The sequence below is a fragment of the Pseudoduganella namucuonensis genome (assembly GCF_900116645.1).
Classification (GTDB): Bacteria; Pseudomonadota; Gammaproteobacteria; order Burkholderiales; family Burkholderiaceae_D; genus Rugamonas; species Rugamonas namucuonensis.
In genome coordinates, this window is sequence record NZ_FPBO01000001.1 from 366,601 (window position 1) to 382,079 (window position 15,479).

The 15,479-nt window shown below is 67.2% G+C and carries 15 protein-coding genes; 5 read left to right on the forward strand and 10 right to left on the reverse strand.

Features of this window, described 5'->3' with window-relative positions:
* The first annotated feature begins 148 nt into the window (after positions 1 to 148).
* The 4 genes from BM436_RS01605 (at position 149) to BM436_RS01620 (ending at position 7,754) form a co-directional block, all read left to right on the forward strand.
* Positions 149 to 3,586 carry a TonB-dependent receptor gene (locus BM436_RS01605; RefSeq protein WP_093552771.1) on the forward strand — a complete coding sequence of 1,146 codons (3,438 nt, stop codon included), beginning with the start codon at positions 149 to 151 and terminating at the stop codon, positions 3,584 to 3,586.
* A 154-nt stretch (positions 3,587 to 3,740) separates the two neighbouring features.
* The gene (locus BM436_RS01610) at positions 3,741 to 5,435 is read left to right on the forward strand and encodes a bifunctional metallophosphatase/5'-nucleotidase (protein ID WP_093552773.1); all 1,695 of its coding nucleotides are present in this window, start codon (positions 3,741 to 3,743) and stop codon (positions 5,433 to 5,435) included.
* A 13-nt stretch (positions 5,436 to 5,448) separates the two neighbouring features.
* Positions 5,449 to 6,687 carry a phospholipase D-like domain-containing protein gene (locus BM436_RS01615; RefSeq protein ID WP_093552775.1) on the forward strand — a complete coding sequence of 413 codons (1,239 nt, stop codon included), beginning with the start codon at positions 5,449 to 5,451 and terminating at the stop codon, positions 6,685 to 6,687.
* Positions 6,684 to 7,754, forward strand: a complete 1,071-nt coding sequence (locus BM436_RS01620) for a S1/P1 nuclease (protein WP_229488734.1) — start codon at positions 6,684 to 6,686, stop codon at positions 7,752 to 7,754. The genes BM436_RS01615 and BM436_RS01620 overlap by 4 nt, the downstream gene beginning before the upstream one ends.
* A 91-nt stretch (positions 7,755 to 7,845) precedes the next feature.
* Here BM436_RS01620 and BM436_RS01625 read toward each other — a convergent pair whose 3' ends face one another.
* Both BM436_RS01625 and BM436_RS01630 read right to left on the reverse strand, forming a co-directional pair.
* Positions 7,846 to 8,754, reverse strand: coding sequence for a hypothetical protein (locus tag BM436_RS01625; RefSeq protein ID WP_229488736.1), 909 nt, complete (start codon positions 8,752 to 8,754; stop codon positions 7,846 to 7,848).
* Between the two features lie 49 nt (positions 8,755 to 8,803).
* Positions 8,804 to 9,562, reverse strand: coding sequence for a DeoR/GlpR family DNA-binding transcription regulator (locus tag BM436_RS01630; RefSeq protein ID WP_093552777.1), 759 nt, complete (start codon positions 9,560 to 9,562; stop codon positions 8,804 to 8,806).
* Between the two features lie 77 nt (positions 9,563 to 9,639).
* Between BM436_RS01630 and BM436_RS01635 the strand changes: the two genes are divergently transcribed.
* On the forward strand, positions 9,640 to 10,230 hold the full coding sequence (locus tag BM436_RS01635) for an NUDIX domain-containing protein (RefSeq protein ID WP_093552779.1): 591 nt from the start codon (positions 9,640 to 9,642) through the stop codon (positions 10,228 to 10,230).
* Here the strand turns inward: BM436_RS01635 and BM436_RS01640 are convergent.
* The 8 genes from BM436_RS01640 to BM436_RS01675 all read right to left on the reverse strand — a co-directional run bounded on the left by BM436_RS01640 (position 10,221) and on the right by BM436_RS01675 (position 15,428).
* Entirely contained in the window at positions 10,221 to 11,402 is a 1,182-nt protein-coding gene (locus BM436_RS01640) for a DesA family fatty acid desaturase (protein WP_093552781.1), read from the reverse strand. The two genes, BM436_RS01635 and BM436_RS01640, sit on opposite strands and share 10 nt — an antisense overlap.
* Before the next feature lie 59 nt (positions 11,403 to 11,461).
* Positions 11,462 to 11,875 (reverse strand): VOC family protein, encoded by a 414-nt coding sequence (locus BM436_RS01645; RefSeq protein WP_093552783.1) that lies wholly within the window; start codon positions 11,873 to 11,875, stop codon positions 11,462 to 11,464.
* Positions 11,876 to 11,921: 46 nt separating this feature from the next.
* Positions 11,922 to 12,314 carry a DUF6713 family protein gene (locus BM436_RS01650; RefSeq protein ID WP_229488738.1) on the reverse strand — a complete coding sequence of 131 codons (393 nt, stop codon included), beginning with the start codon at positions 12,312 to 12,314 and terminating at the stop codon, positions 11,922 to 11,924.
* Positions 12,315 to 12,370: 56 nt separating this feature from the next.
* Positions 12,371 to 12,679, reverse strand: a complete 309-nt coding sequence (locus BM436_RS01655) for a hypothetical protein (RefSeq protein ID WP_093552785.1) — start codon at positions 12,677 to 12,679, stop codon at positions 12,371 to 12,373.
* 108 nt (positions 12,680 to 12,787) lie between these two features.
* Positions 12,788 to 13,492, reverse strand: a complete 705-nt coding sequence (locus BM436_RS36900) for a glycine-rich domain-containing protein (RefSeq protein WP_093552787.1) — start codon at positions 13,490 to 13,492, stop codon at positions 12,788 to 12,790.
* A gap of 35 nt (positions 13,493 to 13,527) precedes the next feature.
* The gene (locus BM436_RS01665) at positions 13,528 to 14,097 is read right to left on the reverse strand and encodes a DUF1569 domain-containing protein (RefSeq protein ID WP_093552789.1); all 570 of its coding nucleotides are present in this window, start codon (positions 14,095 to 14,097) and stop codon (positions 13,528 to 13,530) included.
* A gap of 85 nt (positions 14,098 to 14,182) precedes the next feature.
* Positions 14,183 to 14,656, reverse strand: a complete 474-nt coding sequence (locus BM436_RS01670) for a hypothetical protein (RefSeq protein ID WP_093552791.1) — start codon at positions 14,654 to 14,656, stop codon at positions 14,183 to 14,185.
* A gap of 10 nt (positions 14,657 to 14,666) precedes the next feature.
* Entirely contained in the window at positions 14,667 to 15,428 is a 762-nt protein-coding gene (locus BM436_RS01675) for a transporter (RefSeq protein WP_229488740.1), read from the reverse strand.
* Positions 15,429 to 15,479: the final 51 nt, after the last annotated feature.

Sequence of the window (15,479 nt, forward strand, 5' to 3'; positions counted from 1 at the left end):
AACATAGACTTATTCGTTGCACAGTGGAATAAAGATCGTTCGGCGCGTCGCGCCGCAAAGTTTGCAGCGCAGTAAAAGAGGAAGCTGGCGCCGTCCGCCAGGCGGCTACCAGCGTTCGATAATAATTGTCTTTTTTTGGGGTACCACAATGATCAAGCATAAACGGCTCCGGTTGACGCAACTCGCGCTCAGCCTGTCTATTGCGCTAGCGGCAGCGCCGTCGTTCGCCCAGAACACCACCTCCGCGATCGGCGGCCGCATTTCCGGAGCCGATGGCAAGCCGGCGGGCGGCGCCACCGTCACCATCGTGCACACGGAATCCGGTTCCGCCAGCAACGTGGTGACCGACGCGGAAGGCCGCTACGTCGCGCGCGGCCTGCGCGTCGGCGGTCCGTACACGATCACCATCACCAAGAACGGCGTCAGCGAAACCCGCAAGGACGTCTACGTGCAGCTGGCCGAGACGGCCAACGTGGACGCGACCCTGGGCGCGGGCATGCAGACCGTGACCGTCACCGGCGTCTCCGGCGGCCGTTCGGACAAGTTCTCGAAATCGACCATGGGTTCGGGCACCAGCATCAGCTCCACCGAGCTGGCGATCCAGGGCTCGATCAACCGCAACCTGCAGGACTACGCCCGCACCGACCCGCGCGTGTCGCAGACCGACAAGGAACGCGGCGAAATGTCCGTCGCGGGCCAGAACTCGCGCTACAACTCGCTGACCATCGACGGCGTGGCGGTGAACGACACCTTCGGCCTGGAGGCGAGCGGCTCCCCGACCTCCAAGCAGCCGATCTCGATCGAGGCGATCCAGTCGGTGCAGGTCAACGTCGCCAACTACGACGTGACCCAGAAGGGCTACACCGGCGGCAACATCAACGCCGTCACCAAGTCCGGCACCAACAAGGTCAAGGGCAGCGTCTACTACGTGTTCCGCAACGACGGCCTGGCCGGCGAGCGCTTCAACGCCACCAACGGCACTTACGCCGATCCGGCGCCGTTCAAGGAAACCACCAAGGGCTTCACCATCGGCGCGCCGCTGATCAAGGACAAGCTGTTCATCTTCGCCAACTACGAGAAGTTGGAATCGACCCGCACCGCGCCGGCCTTCGGCCCGATCGGCAGCGACAAGACCAACGTCGGCGTGACCGCCGCCGCCATCGCGCAGGCGACCGCGATCGCCAAGGACCGCTACGGCCTGGACGCGGGCACCTCCGAGGTGCCGAGCGGCACCAAGCTGAACGTCGAGGACCGCCTGCTGAAACTGGACTGGAACATCACGGACGACCACCGCGCCATGTTCCGCTACTCGAAAACCGAGCAGGCCGAGCCGATCTTCCCGCTGCTCAGCGCGACCGGCATCTCGCTGAACTCGACCTGGTACAGCCAGGAAAAGGCCATCGAAACCATGGTGGCCCAGCTGACCTCGGACTGGACCCCGAACTTCTCCACCGAGCTGAAACTGTCCTCGCGCGACTATGACTCGGTGCCGAAGGTGAACTCGCAGATGCCGCTGGTCGGTCTGCAGTTCTCCGGCGCGCTGCCGGCCGGCGCGCCCGCCGCGCTGTCGACCGCCAACCGCTTCATCAACTTCGGCACGGAGAACAGCCGCCAGCGCAACGTGCTGGGCACCAAGACCAAGGACGTCTACCTGGGCGGCAACTGGTCGCTGGGCGACCACGAGCTGAAGTTCGGCGGCGACTACCAGGACAACAAGGTGTACAACGCCTTCCTGCAGAACGTGTACGGCAACTACACCTTCGCCTGCATCAACAACATCAGCTACAGCGGCGTGACCGGCGTGTCGCCGACCGCGACCAACGTCAGCTGCTCGAGCCTGTCGGCGGCGCAGCTGGAACAGGCCGTGCTGGAGAACTTCAGCCGCGGCCGTCCACTGTCCTACCAGACCCAGATCGCCAATCCCGGCCGCACGCTGGAGGACGCGGTGGCCCGGTTCAGCATGAAGAACACCGGCGTGTTCATCCAGGACACCTGGACCGTCAGCCCGCGCCTGACCGTGAGCGGCGGCGTGCGCGTGGACGCCAACAGCATGGACGACCGTCCGCCGGTCAACACCGCTGTGGCCGCGGCCACCATCGCCCGCATCTCGCCGACCGGCCGCCAGACCGGCGGTTTCGGCCTGGACAACACCAACACCTTCGACGGCCAGAAACTGGTGCAGCCGCGCGCCGGCTTCAACTACAGCTTCGACAGCGAGCGCCCGATGCAGGTGCGCGGCGGCGTCGGCCTGTTCCAGGGTTCGGCGGCCACCGTGTGGGTGTCGAACGCCTTCTCCAACCCGGGCGTCGTGACCCGCACCGTCGGTTGCGGCATCAGCGGCTACGCGGCCTGCCCGACCACCGGCGGCGTGTTCAGCGCGGACATCAACAACCAGCCGACCTTCACCGGCACGCCGCCGGCGGCCAACGTGGACATCCTGGCGCCCGGCCTGCGCCAGCCTTCGGTGTGGAAAGCCAACATCGCCTTCGACCATGAACTGCCATGGGCCGGCGTGACCTTCGGCGCCGAGTACCTGAAGATCGACGTCAAGGACGGCATCTACTACCAGAACCTGAACATCGGCGCGCCCACCCGCACCGGCACCGACGGCCGCGAGCTGTACTACACCGAGCAGGCCTACAACACCGCGTGCTGGAACGCCACCGGCGGCTCGATCGCCACCGGCGCCACCTGCACCGGCCTGCGCACCCGCTCCGGCGCCAACTCCTCGTTCGGCAACGTGATCCTGGCCGCCAAGACCAAGCAGGGCGGCTCCAACCTGCTGACCTTGTCGCTGACCCGCCCGATGACGGCCGGCTTCGGCTGGTCCGCGTCCTACACCTACACCGAGGCGAAGGAAGTGTCGCCGCTGACGTCGTCGACCTCGAACTCGAACTGGTCGGGCCGTTCGGTCTTCAACCCGAACGAGCAAGTCAACGCCAACTCGAGCTACCTGGTGAAGGACCGCCTGAACGCCTACGTGAACTTCCAGAAGCGCTTCTTCGGCACCTACCGCACCACCTTCGGCATGTTCTATGAGGGCCGTTCGGGCAAGCCGTTCAGCTGGACCGTCAACAACGACTTGAACGGCGACGGCCTGGCCGGCAACGACCTGATGTACATCCCGTCGGCCTTCGGCTCGGGCGAGGTGATCTTCAAGGGCGACACCGCGACCAACAAGGCCAACGAGACCAAGTTCTGGAACATCGTCGACACCAACGGCGCGCTGAAGAAGGCCGCCGGCGGCGTGATCAGCCGCAACAGCGACTTCGCGCCATGGACCAACAGCTTCGACATGCGCGTCAGCCAGGAGATCCCGAGCTTCATCAGCGGCCACAAAGCCACGTTCACGTTCGACATCTTCAATGTGGGCAACCTGATCAACAAGAAGTGGGGCCGTATCAACGAGGTGGGCTTCCAGTCCGCCGGCGCCCAGGCGCGCAGCTTCGTGGACTACGCCGGTCTGGACCCCGCCACCGGCAAGTACATCTACCAACTGCGCGACAAGGTGGAAGACCTGGACGTGCGCCAGGCCAAGGGCGAGTCCCAGTGGGCCATCCAGGCCACCGTCAAGTACGAGTTCTAAGCCTGTCCGGGTAGCCGCGTAAAAAGGCTGGTGGCGACACCAGCCTTTTTTTTCGCGCGGCGGCTCTGTAACGTAACGTTTCCGCCGTCCCGGCGCGCGCCGGGGAGCGGCCATCCAACAGTACAATAAGCCATTACCGGCACCATCTTTCGCAATGAAGACCATCCAGACCCACCGCGCCATGGCGCTGGCCTTGGCGGCCCTGCTCGCGGGCTGCGCCGGCGCGCCGCCGCGGCCCCCCGGCGTCGTCGACATCAACCTGGCCACGCTGAACGACTTCCACGGCAACCTCGAGCCGAGCAGGCTCACCTACACCGACGCGGCCGGCAAGACGCGCACCGTCACCGCCGGCGGCATCGACACCATCGCCGCCGCGCTGCAGGCCTGGCGCAAGGAGGACCGCGAGCTGCTGCTGGTGGGCGCGGGCGACCTGATAGGCGCCAGCCCCGCCATCTCGGCGATGTGGGCCGACGAGACCACGCTGGGCGCGATGAACCGCCTGGGCCTGCGCGCCACCTCCGTGGGCAACCACGAATTCGGCTCGGGCCGCCTGGAGCTGCTGCGCCAGCAGAAGGGCGGTTGCGTGTCGCCCCGCCCGGAAAAGGCCTGCAAGTTCGAGCCGGTGTGGCCCGGCGCGAACTTCCAGTACCTGGCCGCCAACGTGATCGACATGGTCACCAACAAGCCCTTCCTGCCGGCCTACAAGATCGAACAGGCGCACGGCGTGAAGATCGCCTTCATCGGCGCCGTGGTGAAGGACACGCCGTCGGCGGTGCTGGCCTCCGGCGTGGCCGGCCTGCAGTTCACCGACGAGGCGCAGGCCATCAACCGCGTGCTGCCGGAGCTGCGCGCGCAGGGCGTGCACGCCTACGTGGTGCTGATCCACCAAGGCGGGCGCACCGCCTCCGCGCTGGACCGGCCGGACTGCCCGGACCTGCGGGGCGACGTGGTGGACATCGTCAAGAAGCTGGACCCGGCCATCCGCGTGGTCGTCAGCGGGCACTCGCACAAGGGCTACCTGTGCCGCGTGGACGGGCGCCTGGTGACGCAGGCCGAGATGGGCGGCCACGTGATGTCGCGCATCAAGCTGAGCGTCGACCGGGCCAGCGGCAAGGTGGTGGGCGAGAGCGCCCGCAACGTGGTGCTGGAGCAGGGCAAACACCCGGCCGATCCGGCCATGGATGCCTACCTGCGGACGGTGCGCGAGCGCAGCGGCCAGGTGCTGGCCAGGCCGGTGGCGCGCGTGGCCGTCGCCGCCATGGAGCTGAGCGAGGACAAGGCCGACGAATTCGCGCTGGGCGACGTGGTGGCCGACTCCCAGCTGTACGCCGCGCGCGGCTACGGCGCGCAGATCGCGTTCGTGAACCGGGGCGGCATCCGCCTGGCGCTGAGCACCGGCGCGGACAAGGTCGCCACGCTGGGACAGCTGCAGGCGGTGCTGCCGTTCGGGAACGATCTGGAAGTGCTGAACCTGACCGGCGCGCAGATATACGCGCTGCTGGAGGAGCAATTCATGGGCGGCAGGGCCGGCTCGCGCGGCGTGCTGCAGGTGTCCGAGGGCTTCGGCTACCAGTGGGATGAAAAGCGGCCCGAGGGCGCGCGCGTGGTGCCGGGCAGCGTGCTGCTGCACGGCGTGCCGCTGGAGCCGGACAGCAGTTACCGCGTCGTCACCAACCACTTCCTGGCCGAGGGCGGGGACAGCTACCCGACCTTCACGCGCGGCGCGAGCCGCGCGCCCACCGCCATCCGCGACATCGACGCGCTGGCGGCCTACCTCGCCAGGCGCGACCAGGACGGCAAGCCGGCCGGCGCCGCCGTCGCGGCGGGCCGCATCCAACGCATCAAATAAGAAAGGAAGCACCATGCGTATTTCCCCATCCAGGCTCGCGCTGGCCACCCTGCTGGCGGCCGCCGTCGGCGGCGCCCACGCCGACTTCGCCATTCCCGGCTACGAGCTGGTGCTGACCAACCCGGTGGAAACGGCGCTGCCCAATCCGGACTTGCGCGATCCCGTCGCCGTGTGGTCCGAGCTGTTCGACAACGCGAGGAAGGAAATCGTGATCGGCCAGTTCTACGCCGTCGTCAAGCCGGGCAGCGCCTTCGAGAAGGTGTTCGAGCGGCTGGAGGCGGCCGGCAAGCGCGGCGTGAAGATCCGCTTCCTGATGGACAAGAAGGGCGTCAACCTGTCCGAGGCGCCCACCATCGAGCGCCTGAAGGCGATCCCGAATCTGGAACTGCGCATCCTCGATTACAGCCAGCTGACGGGCAACGGCATCATCCACGCCAAGTACCTGGTGGTGGACAAGGCGGTGGCCTTCATGGGCAGCCAGAACTTCGACTGGCGCGCGTTCGCGCACATCCACGAGACCGGCCTGCGCATCAGCGACGACAGGGTGGTCAAGCAGATCCAGGCCGTCTTCGAGCAGGACTGGCGCGCGCAGGTGCTGCAGGAGCGCGGCCTGAACGCGCCGCAGGTCGGCACCGGCGCCGGTGGGGCGAACTACGCCAACTACGCGCAGGACGCCTTCCTGCTGTCCAGCCCCTACGCCTACAACCCGCCCGGCGTGATCGATTCCGAGCGCGGCCTGCCGGCCATGCTGGCCGAGGCGCAAAGCGAAGTGCGGGTGCAGCTGCTGGACTACGCTCCCCTGAGCTACGGCGCGAAAGGCGCTCGTCCGTATTACGCGGTGGTGGACAACGCCGTGCGCGAGGCCGCCCAGCGCGGCGTGAAGATCAAGCTGATGGTCTCCAACTGGAACACCGAAATGCCGGCGCTGGCCTACCTGAAAAGCCTGGCCATGGTGCCCAACGTGGAGATCCGGATCGTGACCCTGCCGGCCGCGTCGACCGGCTTCATCCCGTTCGCGCGCGTCATCCACAGCAAGACCATGACGGTGGACGGCAAGCTGGCGTGGGTCGGCACCAGCAACTGGGCGGGCGGCTATTTCGACCTGTCGCGCAACCTGGAAATCGTGCTGCGCAACGAGAAGATGGCGCAGCGCCTGGGCGCGCTGCACGAGCAGTTGTGGAGCTCGCAGTACGCGGCGCCGCTGGACGTGAACAAGAACTACCCGAAACCGAACAAGGGCAAAGAAGAGTGAAAAAACTGTTATCCGTGGCGGCGCTGGGCGCCGCGCTGGGCGTCGGCGTGGCGTCCAACGCCATGGCGTGGGGCAGCGACGGCCACCGCGCCGTGGGCGCCATCGCCGACCAGCTGATCAAGGGCAGCAACGCGGAGAAGCAGGTGCGCGCCCTGCTGCTGCCGGGCGAGAGCCTGGAGAAGGTGTCCACCTGGATGGACTGCGTGAAGGGCAGCTTCTGCGGCCCGCAGACGCCGGAGATGAACGACTACACCAAGGCCAATCCCAAGCACAGCGAGTACCACTACGTGAACGTGCCGTTCCAGCTGCACGCCTACCACGACCACGGCGTGGGCACGATGGAGCACGACATCGTGCAGTCGCTGCGGCAGGCGATCTGGGTCCTGCAGGGCAAGGACGGCGCGGCCGTCAACCCGCACCGCTTCACCAGGCGCCAGGCCTTGCTGCTGCTGGCGCACCTGGCCGGCGACGTGCACCAGCCGCTGCACGTGGGCGCGACCTATGTGGGCAAGGACGGCGCCTTCGTGGTGCCGACCCGCCAGGAGCAGGTGGACGGCGTCACCATCTACAACTCGCTGGGCGGCAACGCGCTGCTGCTGGACGAGGCGAAGCTGGCCGCCAGCAGCGGCCAGCTGATACCGGCCGCGCCGCCGCGGGAGGACGCCGAGGGCAAGCCGGCGACGGCGCCCAGGCCCACCCGTCCGCTGCACTCGTACTGGGACACCACGGTGGTGGATTACGCGATGCGGCGCGTGAGCGCGCGCACGCCGGAACAGTTCGCGCAGATCGCCATCGGCGGCAAGCCGGTGGTGGCGGCGAACACCGGCGATCCGGCCGAATGGCCCTACCAGTGGGCCGAGGACGCGCTGGCGGCGGCCAAGCTGGCGCACGCCGACGTGAAGGCCGGCGCCGCCGGCCAGCAAACGCGCAGCAACGGCGAAAAGGAAACCGTGTGGACGCTGACGGTGCCGGACAACTACCCGGTGCCCTCGTCGGCCCTGGCCAAGGAACAGCTGATCAAGGGTGGCTACCACCTGGCCGCCGTGCTGCAGGCGATCTGGCCGTAGACCGTGCCGTAACCCGAGGGACGGACCCACCGCGCCGCCTGCCAACAACCTGGATGGCGCCGCCGGTCGCGGGTCTGTCCCCGGTTTGAGTTTACCGTTCAGCCTGCGGGTTGTACCAGAGCTCCGGGCGGTTGAGCGGCGTCTCGGGCGTGGCCAGCGTGGCGGGCAGGGCGATCAGCCTGCGCTTCTCCAGGTTCAGTTGCTCGATGACGGGGCCCTTGTGCTGCCTGAACAGGGCGTTCAGGGTGCCGTCCTGCACCATCGTCTCCAGCCCGGCCCTGAGCCGTTTGGCCAGCCGCTCGCCCTCCGCGTCGCGCCGCACGAACAGGTAGCGCGGCAGCGGATAGTGCAGCAGCAGCGTCGGCTCGATCACCATGTGCGGATACCGGGCGCGCCGCTCCTCCAGCTCCAGCACCACCTCGTCCACGCCGCGCGAAAAGAAGTCGAAGCGGCCCACCATCAGCATCGAGAACAGGCCGTCGAAGTAGGAGCCCTCCACCACCGGTATGCCGGCCGCGTGCAGGATGTCGATGTCCACCCAGTCCTTGCCCTGTCCGGCGCGGAAGCGGCGCAGGTCCTGCAGCGTGCGCACGGCGGCGAAGCGGGGCAAGTCGGCGGCCCGTATCAGGAACACGCGAAAGCCCAGCAAGCCCTTGTCGATGGGGATGCGGACAGGCAGGAAGTCCCTTTCCAGTTCGCGCGAGGTGCCGCGCGCGAGCACGTTGATGCGCCCCCGCGGCAGCGCCAGCTCCTGCGTCACGCGCCGGGGCGACATGGCCTCGTCCAGCTGCGACATCGTGAACGGCCCGAGCGCGGCGGACGACTTCTCCAGCGCGGTGCGCAGCACCAGCCAGTCGTACTCGTAGCGGCTGTTGGTGACGCCCATGTGGCGCGGATAGACCACCCGCACAGGCTCGGCCGCCAGCGCGCCACCCAGCGCCGAGCAGGCCGCCAGCGAACCGAGAATGAAACTCCTGCGTGGGAGGGGAGCGGGCTTCATCCGGCCAGTTTGCCATCTGCGTCGCCGGCCAGCAAGCGCTACACCGCCATCATGTTGCGATTGTGATGGCGATGCCCATCGCCCTGTAGGGCGCCAGCAGCGCCTCGTCGACGCCGGCGTTGGCGATGATGCCGCCCACCCGCGCCAGCGGCACGGTCTGGAAGGGCGAGGCCGTGTCCAGTTTCTCCGGCGACGCCAGCACGATGGTGCGCTGCGACGCCGCCCCGATCGCGCGCTTCACGCAGGCCTCCTCGTAGTCGCCCGTCGTCACGCCCGCCTCCGGGTGCACGCTGCACACGCCCATGAAGTAGATGTCGGTGCGGATCTGGGCGATCGCCTCCAGCGCCGCGGCGCCCACGCTGACGATGGAGTGCTTGAACAGGCGGCCGCCGATCAGGATCACCTCCACCGTCGGATGCTCCACCAGCTCCACCGCCACCGAGGGGCTGTGCGTGACCACGGTGGCCCTCAGGTCGCGCGGCAGGTGGCGCGCCACCTGGACCGCCGTGGTGCCGCCGTCGACGAACACCACCTGCCCGGCTTGCACCATCGCGGCGGCGGCGCGGCCCAGGGCCGGCTTGTGGTCGGCCGAAATGGCCTGGCGCTCGGCGAAGTTGCCAATGGCCGGCGAGGCGGGCAGGGCGCCGCCGTGGACCCGCTCCAGCAGGCCTTCCCTGGCCAAGTCGCGCAGGTCGCGGCGTATCGTGTCCTCGGACAGGCCGAGCTGCTCGCTCAGCGTCCTGGCGACGATCTGCCCGTCCTCGCGGAGGATTTTCAGCAGCAGTTCTTTTCTTTGGCGTGTCAGCATGGTTGCACGAATTTTCTTGATATTGCACGATACTGCATGATATCGTGAAAAAACGCAAACACATCGAGGAGCGAGCCATGCCGGAGGAACGCGTGAGGATACGAGAGGTGCAAACCCTGTCCGACGACTGGTACCTGCTGCGCAAGACCACGTTCGACTACCGCCGCGCCGACGGCCGCTGGCAGACGCTCACGCGCGAAACCTACGACCGCGGCCACGGCGCCGTGATCCTGCTGTACAACCGCGCGCGGCGCGGCGTGATCCTGGTGCGCCAGTTCCGCTACGCCACCTTCGGCGACGGCCACGACGGCTTCCTGGTCGAGGCGCCCGCCGGCCTGCTGGACCGGGCCAGCCCGGAGGACCGCATCCGCGCCGAGGCTGAGGAGGAAACCGGCCACCGCGTCACGGACGTGCGCAAGGTGTTCGAGGCCTTCATGAGCCCCGGTTCGGTGACGGAGCGGGTGCACTTCTTCGTCGCCGAATACGACGCCGCGTCGCGCGCCGGCGAGGGCGGCGGGCTGGAGGAGGAGGGCGAGGATATCGAGGTGCTGGAGCTGTCGATCGACGACGCGGTGGGCATGATGGCCAGCGGCGCCATCCGCGACGGCAAGACCATCATGCTGCTGCAGTACGCGCAGCTGCACCTGTTCCCGCGGGATCAGGCGTAGGCGCGCAGGGTGCGGGCGAAGCGCCGCATCGGCTCGCAGGCGGACAGCTCGGCGCGCGCGCACCAGGCCTTCAGGCTGTCCAGCAGCTGGTCCGGCGTCGCGTGCGAGCGGCGCCACAGCTGGACCAGTTCCGCGCGCAGTTCCTGCACGTGGCGCAGCACCTCGCTGTGCGCGAGCAGGCGGTTCAACTGGTCCAGGTGCTCGGTGCTGAGATTGTCCGGATCGCGCCGCAGCAAGCGCCGCGCCGCCTTCCAGTCCGGCGCGTCCACGCCGCGCAGCGCCTCCAGTTCCCTGCGCCAGACGCCGCGCAGCGACACCGCCATGTCGGCCATCACGCGCGCGCGGTTGGCCAGCACGGCGAGCAGGGTTTGCATGTCCACCTCGTTGTGGTCGGGCCGCAGGCGCGGCACGCGCGGCAGCTCGCGCACCCGCGCCAGGCCCAGCGCGCGGAACAGGCAGATATACATCCAGCCGGCGTCGAACTCGTACCACTTGACCGACATCTTGGCCGAGCGCGCGTAGGTGTGGTGGTTGTTGTGCAGCTCCTCGCCGCCGATCAGCAAGCCGACGGGGGAGATGTTGGTGGCCGCCTCCTTGCAGTCGAAATTGCGGTAGCCCCAGAAGTGGCCGATGCCATTCACCACGCCGGCCGCCAGGAACGGTATCCACAGCATCTGCACCGCCCACACGGTCGCGCCGATGGCGCCGAACAGGACCAGGTCCGCCACCAGCAGCACGCCCACGCCCTGCCAGGTGTAGCGGCTGTAGAGATGGCGTTCGATCCAGTCGTCCGGCGTGCCGAAGCCGTAGCGCCGGATTTCGGCGTCGTCCCTGGCCGCCGCGCGGTACAGCTCCGCGCCGCGCCACAGCACCGTGTCAAGGCCCAGCACCACGGGGCTGTGCGGATCGCCCGCGGTTTCGCAGTGCGCGTGGTGCTTGCGGTGGATGGCCACCCATTCCCGCGTCACCATGCCGGTGCTCAGCCACAGCCACAGGCGGAAAAAATGGCTGAGGGCGGGATGCAGCGTGAGCGCGCGGTGCGCCTGCGCGCGGTGCAGGAACACGGTGACCGAAATGATGGTGACGTGGGTGGCCACCAGCGTGTAGATCAGGATGGCCCCGTAGCCGGCGTCGGTGACGCCGCGGGAGAGTAAAGACAGCAATGCGTCCATGGGTGCACTCCGCTCCGGTGAATGCACCCAGTCTACTCCACTTGGCGGGGGAGGCCGGATTAGGGCCCGGCCGGGGTGATCACCACCGAATCGGCGGAGCGCCGCGAGGCGCCGTGGAACACCGCCTCGATGTTGTTGCCATCCGGGTCGAACACGAAGGCGCCGTAATAGCCTGGATGGTAGGCCCGCTCGCCCGGCGCGCCGTTGTCGCGTCCCCCCGCCGCCAGGGCGGCCTTGTGGAAGGCCTGGACGGCCTCCCGGTCGGCGGCCTGGAAGGCCAGGTGCACGCGGGAAGTGTAGTCGTCCGCCTTGTTTACGAACAGCTCGTCGGCGTAGAAAAAGTCCGGTCCCTCGACGATGACGTCCGGGCGGCCCAGGGACGCGAACACCGCCTGGTAAAAGCGTTTGCTGGTGGCCAGGTCGGCCACGCGCAAGTGGATATGGTCAACCAGTCTGCCTCGATGGAGTTCCATGCGATTCTCCTTGATTTCAGTCCGGCTGAAATTATAGAACCGCTGGCTAACGGGGCTCGCCCGCTTGAAGGCGCCGCAGGGCGACGAGCTGCCACAGCGAGAGCGCGCCGGTCGTCGCCATCAGGGCGATGGACATGGGCTGGCGGAAGGCGTCGGTGCCGTGGGCGAAGAAAAAGGCGTGGATGCCCACGGTGAGGAAACCCAGCGCGGCCAGCAGCCTGTGATACGCCAGGCCGCCGGGCGGGTCGGCCACGACGCGGCTGTGCGCATAGAGCACGAGCGCGATGATGGGCAGGTTGAGCAGCAGGTTCACTTGGTTGCCGCCGGGGATCAGGAACAGCTCCCACTCGCGCCAGTACGCCGCGTCGATCTGATGGGTGATCAGGACCGTGGCGTTGGCCAGGAACAGCCGGCGCAGGAGTCGATGCGGCGCGCTCAAGCCGCTCCGCCGGAAAAGATGCGCGCGCCGGCGGCCAGGTGGATGGCATGCATGGCTTACATCCCGAAGCCGGAGCGCAGTATCATGCCGAGAAACACGCAGGCCACGGCGCCCAGCAGCAGCTTGGTGCGCAGTCCGTCGGAGCCCAGGGCCGCCTCGCGCTTCTTGTCGAAGCCCACGCCATTGGCCCTGCCGATGATGAGCGGGCTGAGGAACCACAACACGCCCAGCAGCAGCCAGCCCGAGGCCGAGACCAGCATGCCGACCGATCCGTGCTGCACCCCCTCGATCATCCGGTAACCGCCCATCAGGATGCCAAACGAAAGCCAGCAAAGACGCGCGCCCAGGTGGGAAATCTTGTTCATGAAAGCCTAGTCAGATATTTGAAGTGCCGGGCTGGCGCCCAGGATTGCCGGAATTATAAGGGATGGGCTTCGTCGGCAGGCCATTCCCCAAGACGCGGGGCGTGACGCCTAATCGCCGCCACCGCCGCATCCTCCGCCGCCACAGCCGCCGTCGCCGCCACCGCCGTCGCTGCCGCTGCCGCTACCCGAGTCGCCATCGCCGCCGCCACCACCGCCGCAACCCGAACTGCCGATTTCAGCGCCGCAGTAGGCGCCGCCGCCGCTGGCGCTGTCGCCCTGGCGCTGCACGCCGCGGCAGTCGGCCACGTAGACGAAGCCGTTCGGTATGCCCAGCTTGCTGTCCAGCGCGAACAGCAGCGGCAGCTGCGTTGGCTGCTTCGGATTGATGTTTTCCTCGTGGCAGGCGTAGTACCAGCTTCGGCGGATGCCCGCGTTGCCCTGCTGATCCTTGCTCAGCACCACGGCCGGCGTGTGGTGCAGGAAGCGTCCAAACGCCTGCTGGCAGAAATGCTGGTAATTCTTCGTGTACAAGATGAACTCGTGCCACAAATCGTCCGCGACCTGGGACGGCATCGACACATATTTGCGGCCGCTTTTCAGGTGCGCCAGGAAGAACTGGCGCAAGCCCTGCGCGACCAGCTGGCAATCCTTCATCGTCAGATTCGGATGCCGCTCGCGCAGCTTTTCAAACAGGCCCTTGGGCAGGACGAAGCTGCGGATATGGGCTTCGCGCCGCAGCTTGACCTGGCGCCGCCACAGGAAGGTCGAAACGCCGGCAAGCGAAACGCACGCGACGGAGATGATGATGGACATGGGCGGGCCCTGAAGAAGAATGTGGACGGACTGGCTCAGCTTTTCGCGCGGAAGGCGGACAAATGGTTGGCGAGGTGCATGGCGTGGGCGAGTTCGTACTCCTTTTTATCGAGCGGCCCGTAGGCGAAGTGCGGCCGCAAGGGGCCGGACCAGGCGCGAAACGCGAGGATCGCGGCGCGCAGGCGCTCCAGCGCCGGGGCGGGATCGGCCACCGCCTCCAGCGACGGCGCGCCCGGTATCGGTTCGGCCAGATCGTGCGTCATGCGGCCGCGCCACGCGAACACGCCCAACGCGGCCGCGCCGACGCTCCGCTGGAACAGCTCGGATTTCGATTGCGGGTAGCCAGACATCGAGAACTCTATGCTCTGCGCGCAATGCGCCAGCGTCCGCGCCCAGGTCCACACGGCGCTCGAAGCGAGCTCCCCGGCTTGGGCCAGCCGCGCCAGTTCGTCCTCCGCCGCGGCGAGCGTGGCGAACCGCAATTGACGGTCCGCCCCGGAATCCGCCTGGCAGCCGGACGTGGCGCCAGCCACCGTCAGCGCCGTGGTGACGCCCGCTGCCGCGATGACGAACGAGCGCCGTGTTGGATCGATTTTCTTTTGCATGCGGGAAGGTGGAAAAAGAGTGGATGCAAGTGATGATTGCACAAGCGCAATATCGAGTCAAACCGCGGAACTACATGCAATCAGCTTATGTTCGGGTACTTCGTGTTTCCAAGGATGGATTATGCGGGCGGCACCAGCCAGCCGCGCGCAATATATGCTGGTTTCCCAAGTCGTCGACGAGTGTCAACGTGCAAGTGTAGGCGGCGGCGTCCCTGCCGATTTTCAGGTATGTCGGGGCGGCGGTTTTGCTTTCAAACTCGATCGACATCAGCGCGCCGGAAAGCCAAGTCTTGGGCACGGCGCGTCGCGCCAGCAACTCGTCAAGCATCGACTGGTAGCGGGCATTGATCAGCGCGAAATCGTGCGTCTTGTATAGGTGTGTAAGAGATGGAAGCGTGGTCTCCCGCAAGAGGTCCAGCGTGATGCTGGTCTTGCCAACCCGCTTCGCATGGAGATAAAGCTTTCCAAGCGCCCAGTACCCGACAAGGTCGTTGTTGCGGCTAACGAAGGAATGAAGCAGGCCGCTTCCAATGCATCGGAGTTCATTTCGGCGGGGCATCGCAGGCTTCTCACCAAAGTCTGGCCAAGGGCAGCACCACGCCGCCGAATAGCGATCTATCCGGGCTGGCGGAATTCAAGCCCTTGGCGACACCGAAATCGATGGTAAGGCGCTTGTTAGGGCTGTACGCGGCGGCCAACAGCAGCTGGGCGGTGCTGGATTGACCGCGCCGGCGTGTCCCCGACACCTCGGTGGTCACGCCCCACTTGTCCGACACTGGCGTGGAAAACGAGGCGGACCATCCGGTCTGGATGCGTCCGGTACCGGCCTCATAGGCGCCCAGCCGTGTCGCGTTCAGATTCGCGTCCATGTGGACCGCGCCGATGTCCCGGCTGTAGATGCCGTTGATGGTGTAATCGCTTCGGCCGCTGCCGATGGTGTCTTTGGCGGTGGGGAGCTTCACGCCCAATTCGAGGCCGAACGCGGTGGCGCTGTCGACCAGGAACGCGCGCTTGAGCACCAGCGAAGTGTCGCCTATGCCGCGCTGGCGCCGGCCGCCCTCGCGCGACGAGACGTGGGCTTCGCCGCCGAGCAGCAAGCCCCATTGCTCGTCGAACGCCAGTTTGAATGTATAGGGCAGGCTTGCGCGCCTGTCGTTGTCCGATCTGGTGCTCAAGCCGCCAATCTCGAATTCAAGCTGCCCCGCCGCCGGCAATTGGGCCGGACTCGACACCGACGGCCGATAGGGGAGGACGCCGTCTTCGTCCTGCGCGTGAAGGGAACCGGCCATGGCGCTGAGCGTGAGGAGCGCAAGCAGTTTGCATGTGTTCAAAGGCACCTCCTATGGGTTGGCCCGCAGCTTGGCGCGGGGACGAGGCGGACG

What these genes read in the sequence shown, in the direction of transcription:
- BM436_RS36900 (WP_093552787.1), bottom strand. Translation starts at nt 13,492, where the DNA reads ATGTCCATCATCATCTCCGTCGCGTGCGTTTCGCTTGCCGGCGTTTCG.
- BM436_RS01640 (WP_093552781.1), bottom strand. Translation starts at nt 11,402, where the DNA reads ATGGACGCATTGCTGTCTTTACTCTCCCGCGGCGTCACCGACGCCGGC.
- BM436_RS01670 (WP_093552791.1), bottom strand. Translation starts at nt 14,656, where the DNA reads ATGCCCCGCCGAAATGAACTCCGATGCATTGGAAGCGGCCTGCTTCAT.
- BM436_RS01665 (WP_093552789.1), bottom strand. Translation starts at nt 14,097, where the DNA reads ATGCAAAAGAAAATCGATCCAACACGGCGCTCGTTCGTCATCGCGGCA.
- BM436_RS01605 (WP_093552771.1), top strand. Translation starts at nt 149, where the DNA reads ATGATCAAGCATAAACGGCTCCGGTTGACGCAACTCGCGCTCAGCCTG.
- BM436_RS01645 (WP_093552783.1), bottom strand. Translation starts at nt 11,875, where the DNA reads ATGGAACTCCATCGAGGCAGACTGGTTGACCATATCCACTTGCGCGTG.
- BM436_RS01655 (WP_093552785.1), bottom strand. Translation starts at nt 12,679, where the DNA reads ATGAACAAGATTTCCCACCTGGGCGCGCGTCTTTGCTGGCTTTCGTTT.
- BM436_RS01615 (WP_093552775.1), top strand. Translation starts at nt 5,449, where the DNA reads ATGCGTATTTCCCCATCCAGGCTCGCGCTGGCCACCCTGCTGGCGGCC.
- BM436_RS01610 (WP_093552773.1), top strand. Translation starts at nt 3,741, where the DNA reads ATGAAGACCATCCAGACCCACCGCGCCATGGCGCTGGCCTTGGCGGCC.
- BM436_RS01635 (WP_093552779.1), top strand. Translation starts at nt 9,640, where the DNA reads ATGCCGGAGGAACGCGTGAGGATACGAGAGGTGCAAACCCTGTCCGAC.
- BM436_RS01625 (WP_229488736.1), bottom strand. Translation starts at nt 8,754, where the DNA reads ATGAAGCCCGCTCCCCTCCCACGCAGGAGTTTCATTCTCGGTTCGCTG.
- BM436_RS01630 (WP_093552777.1), bottom strand. Translation starts at nt 9,562, where the DNA reads ATGCTGACACGCCAAAGAAAAGAACTGCTGCTGAAAATCCTCCGCGAG.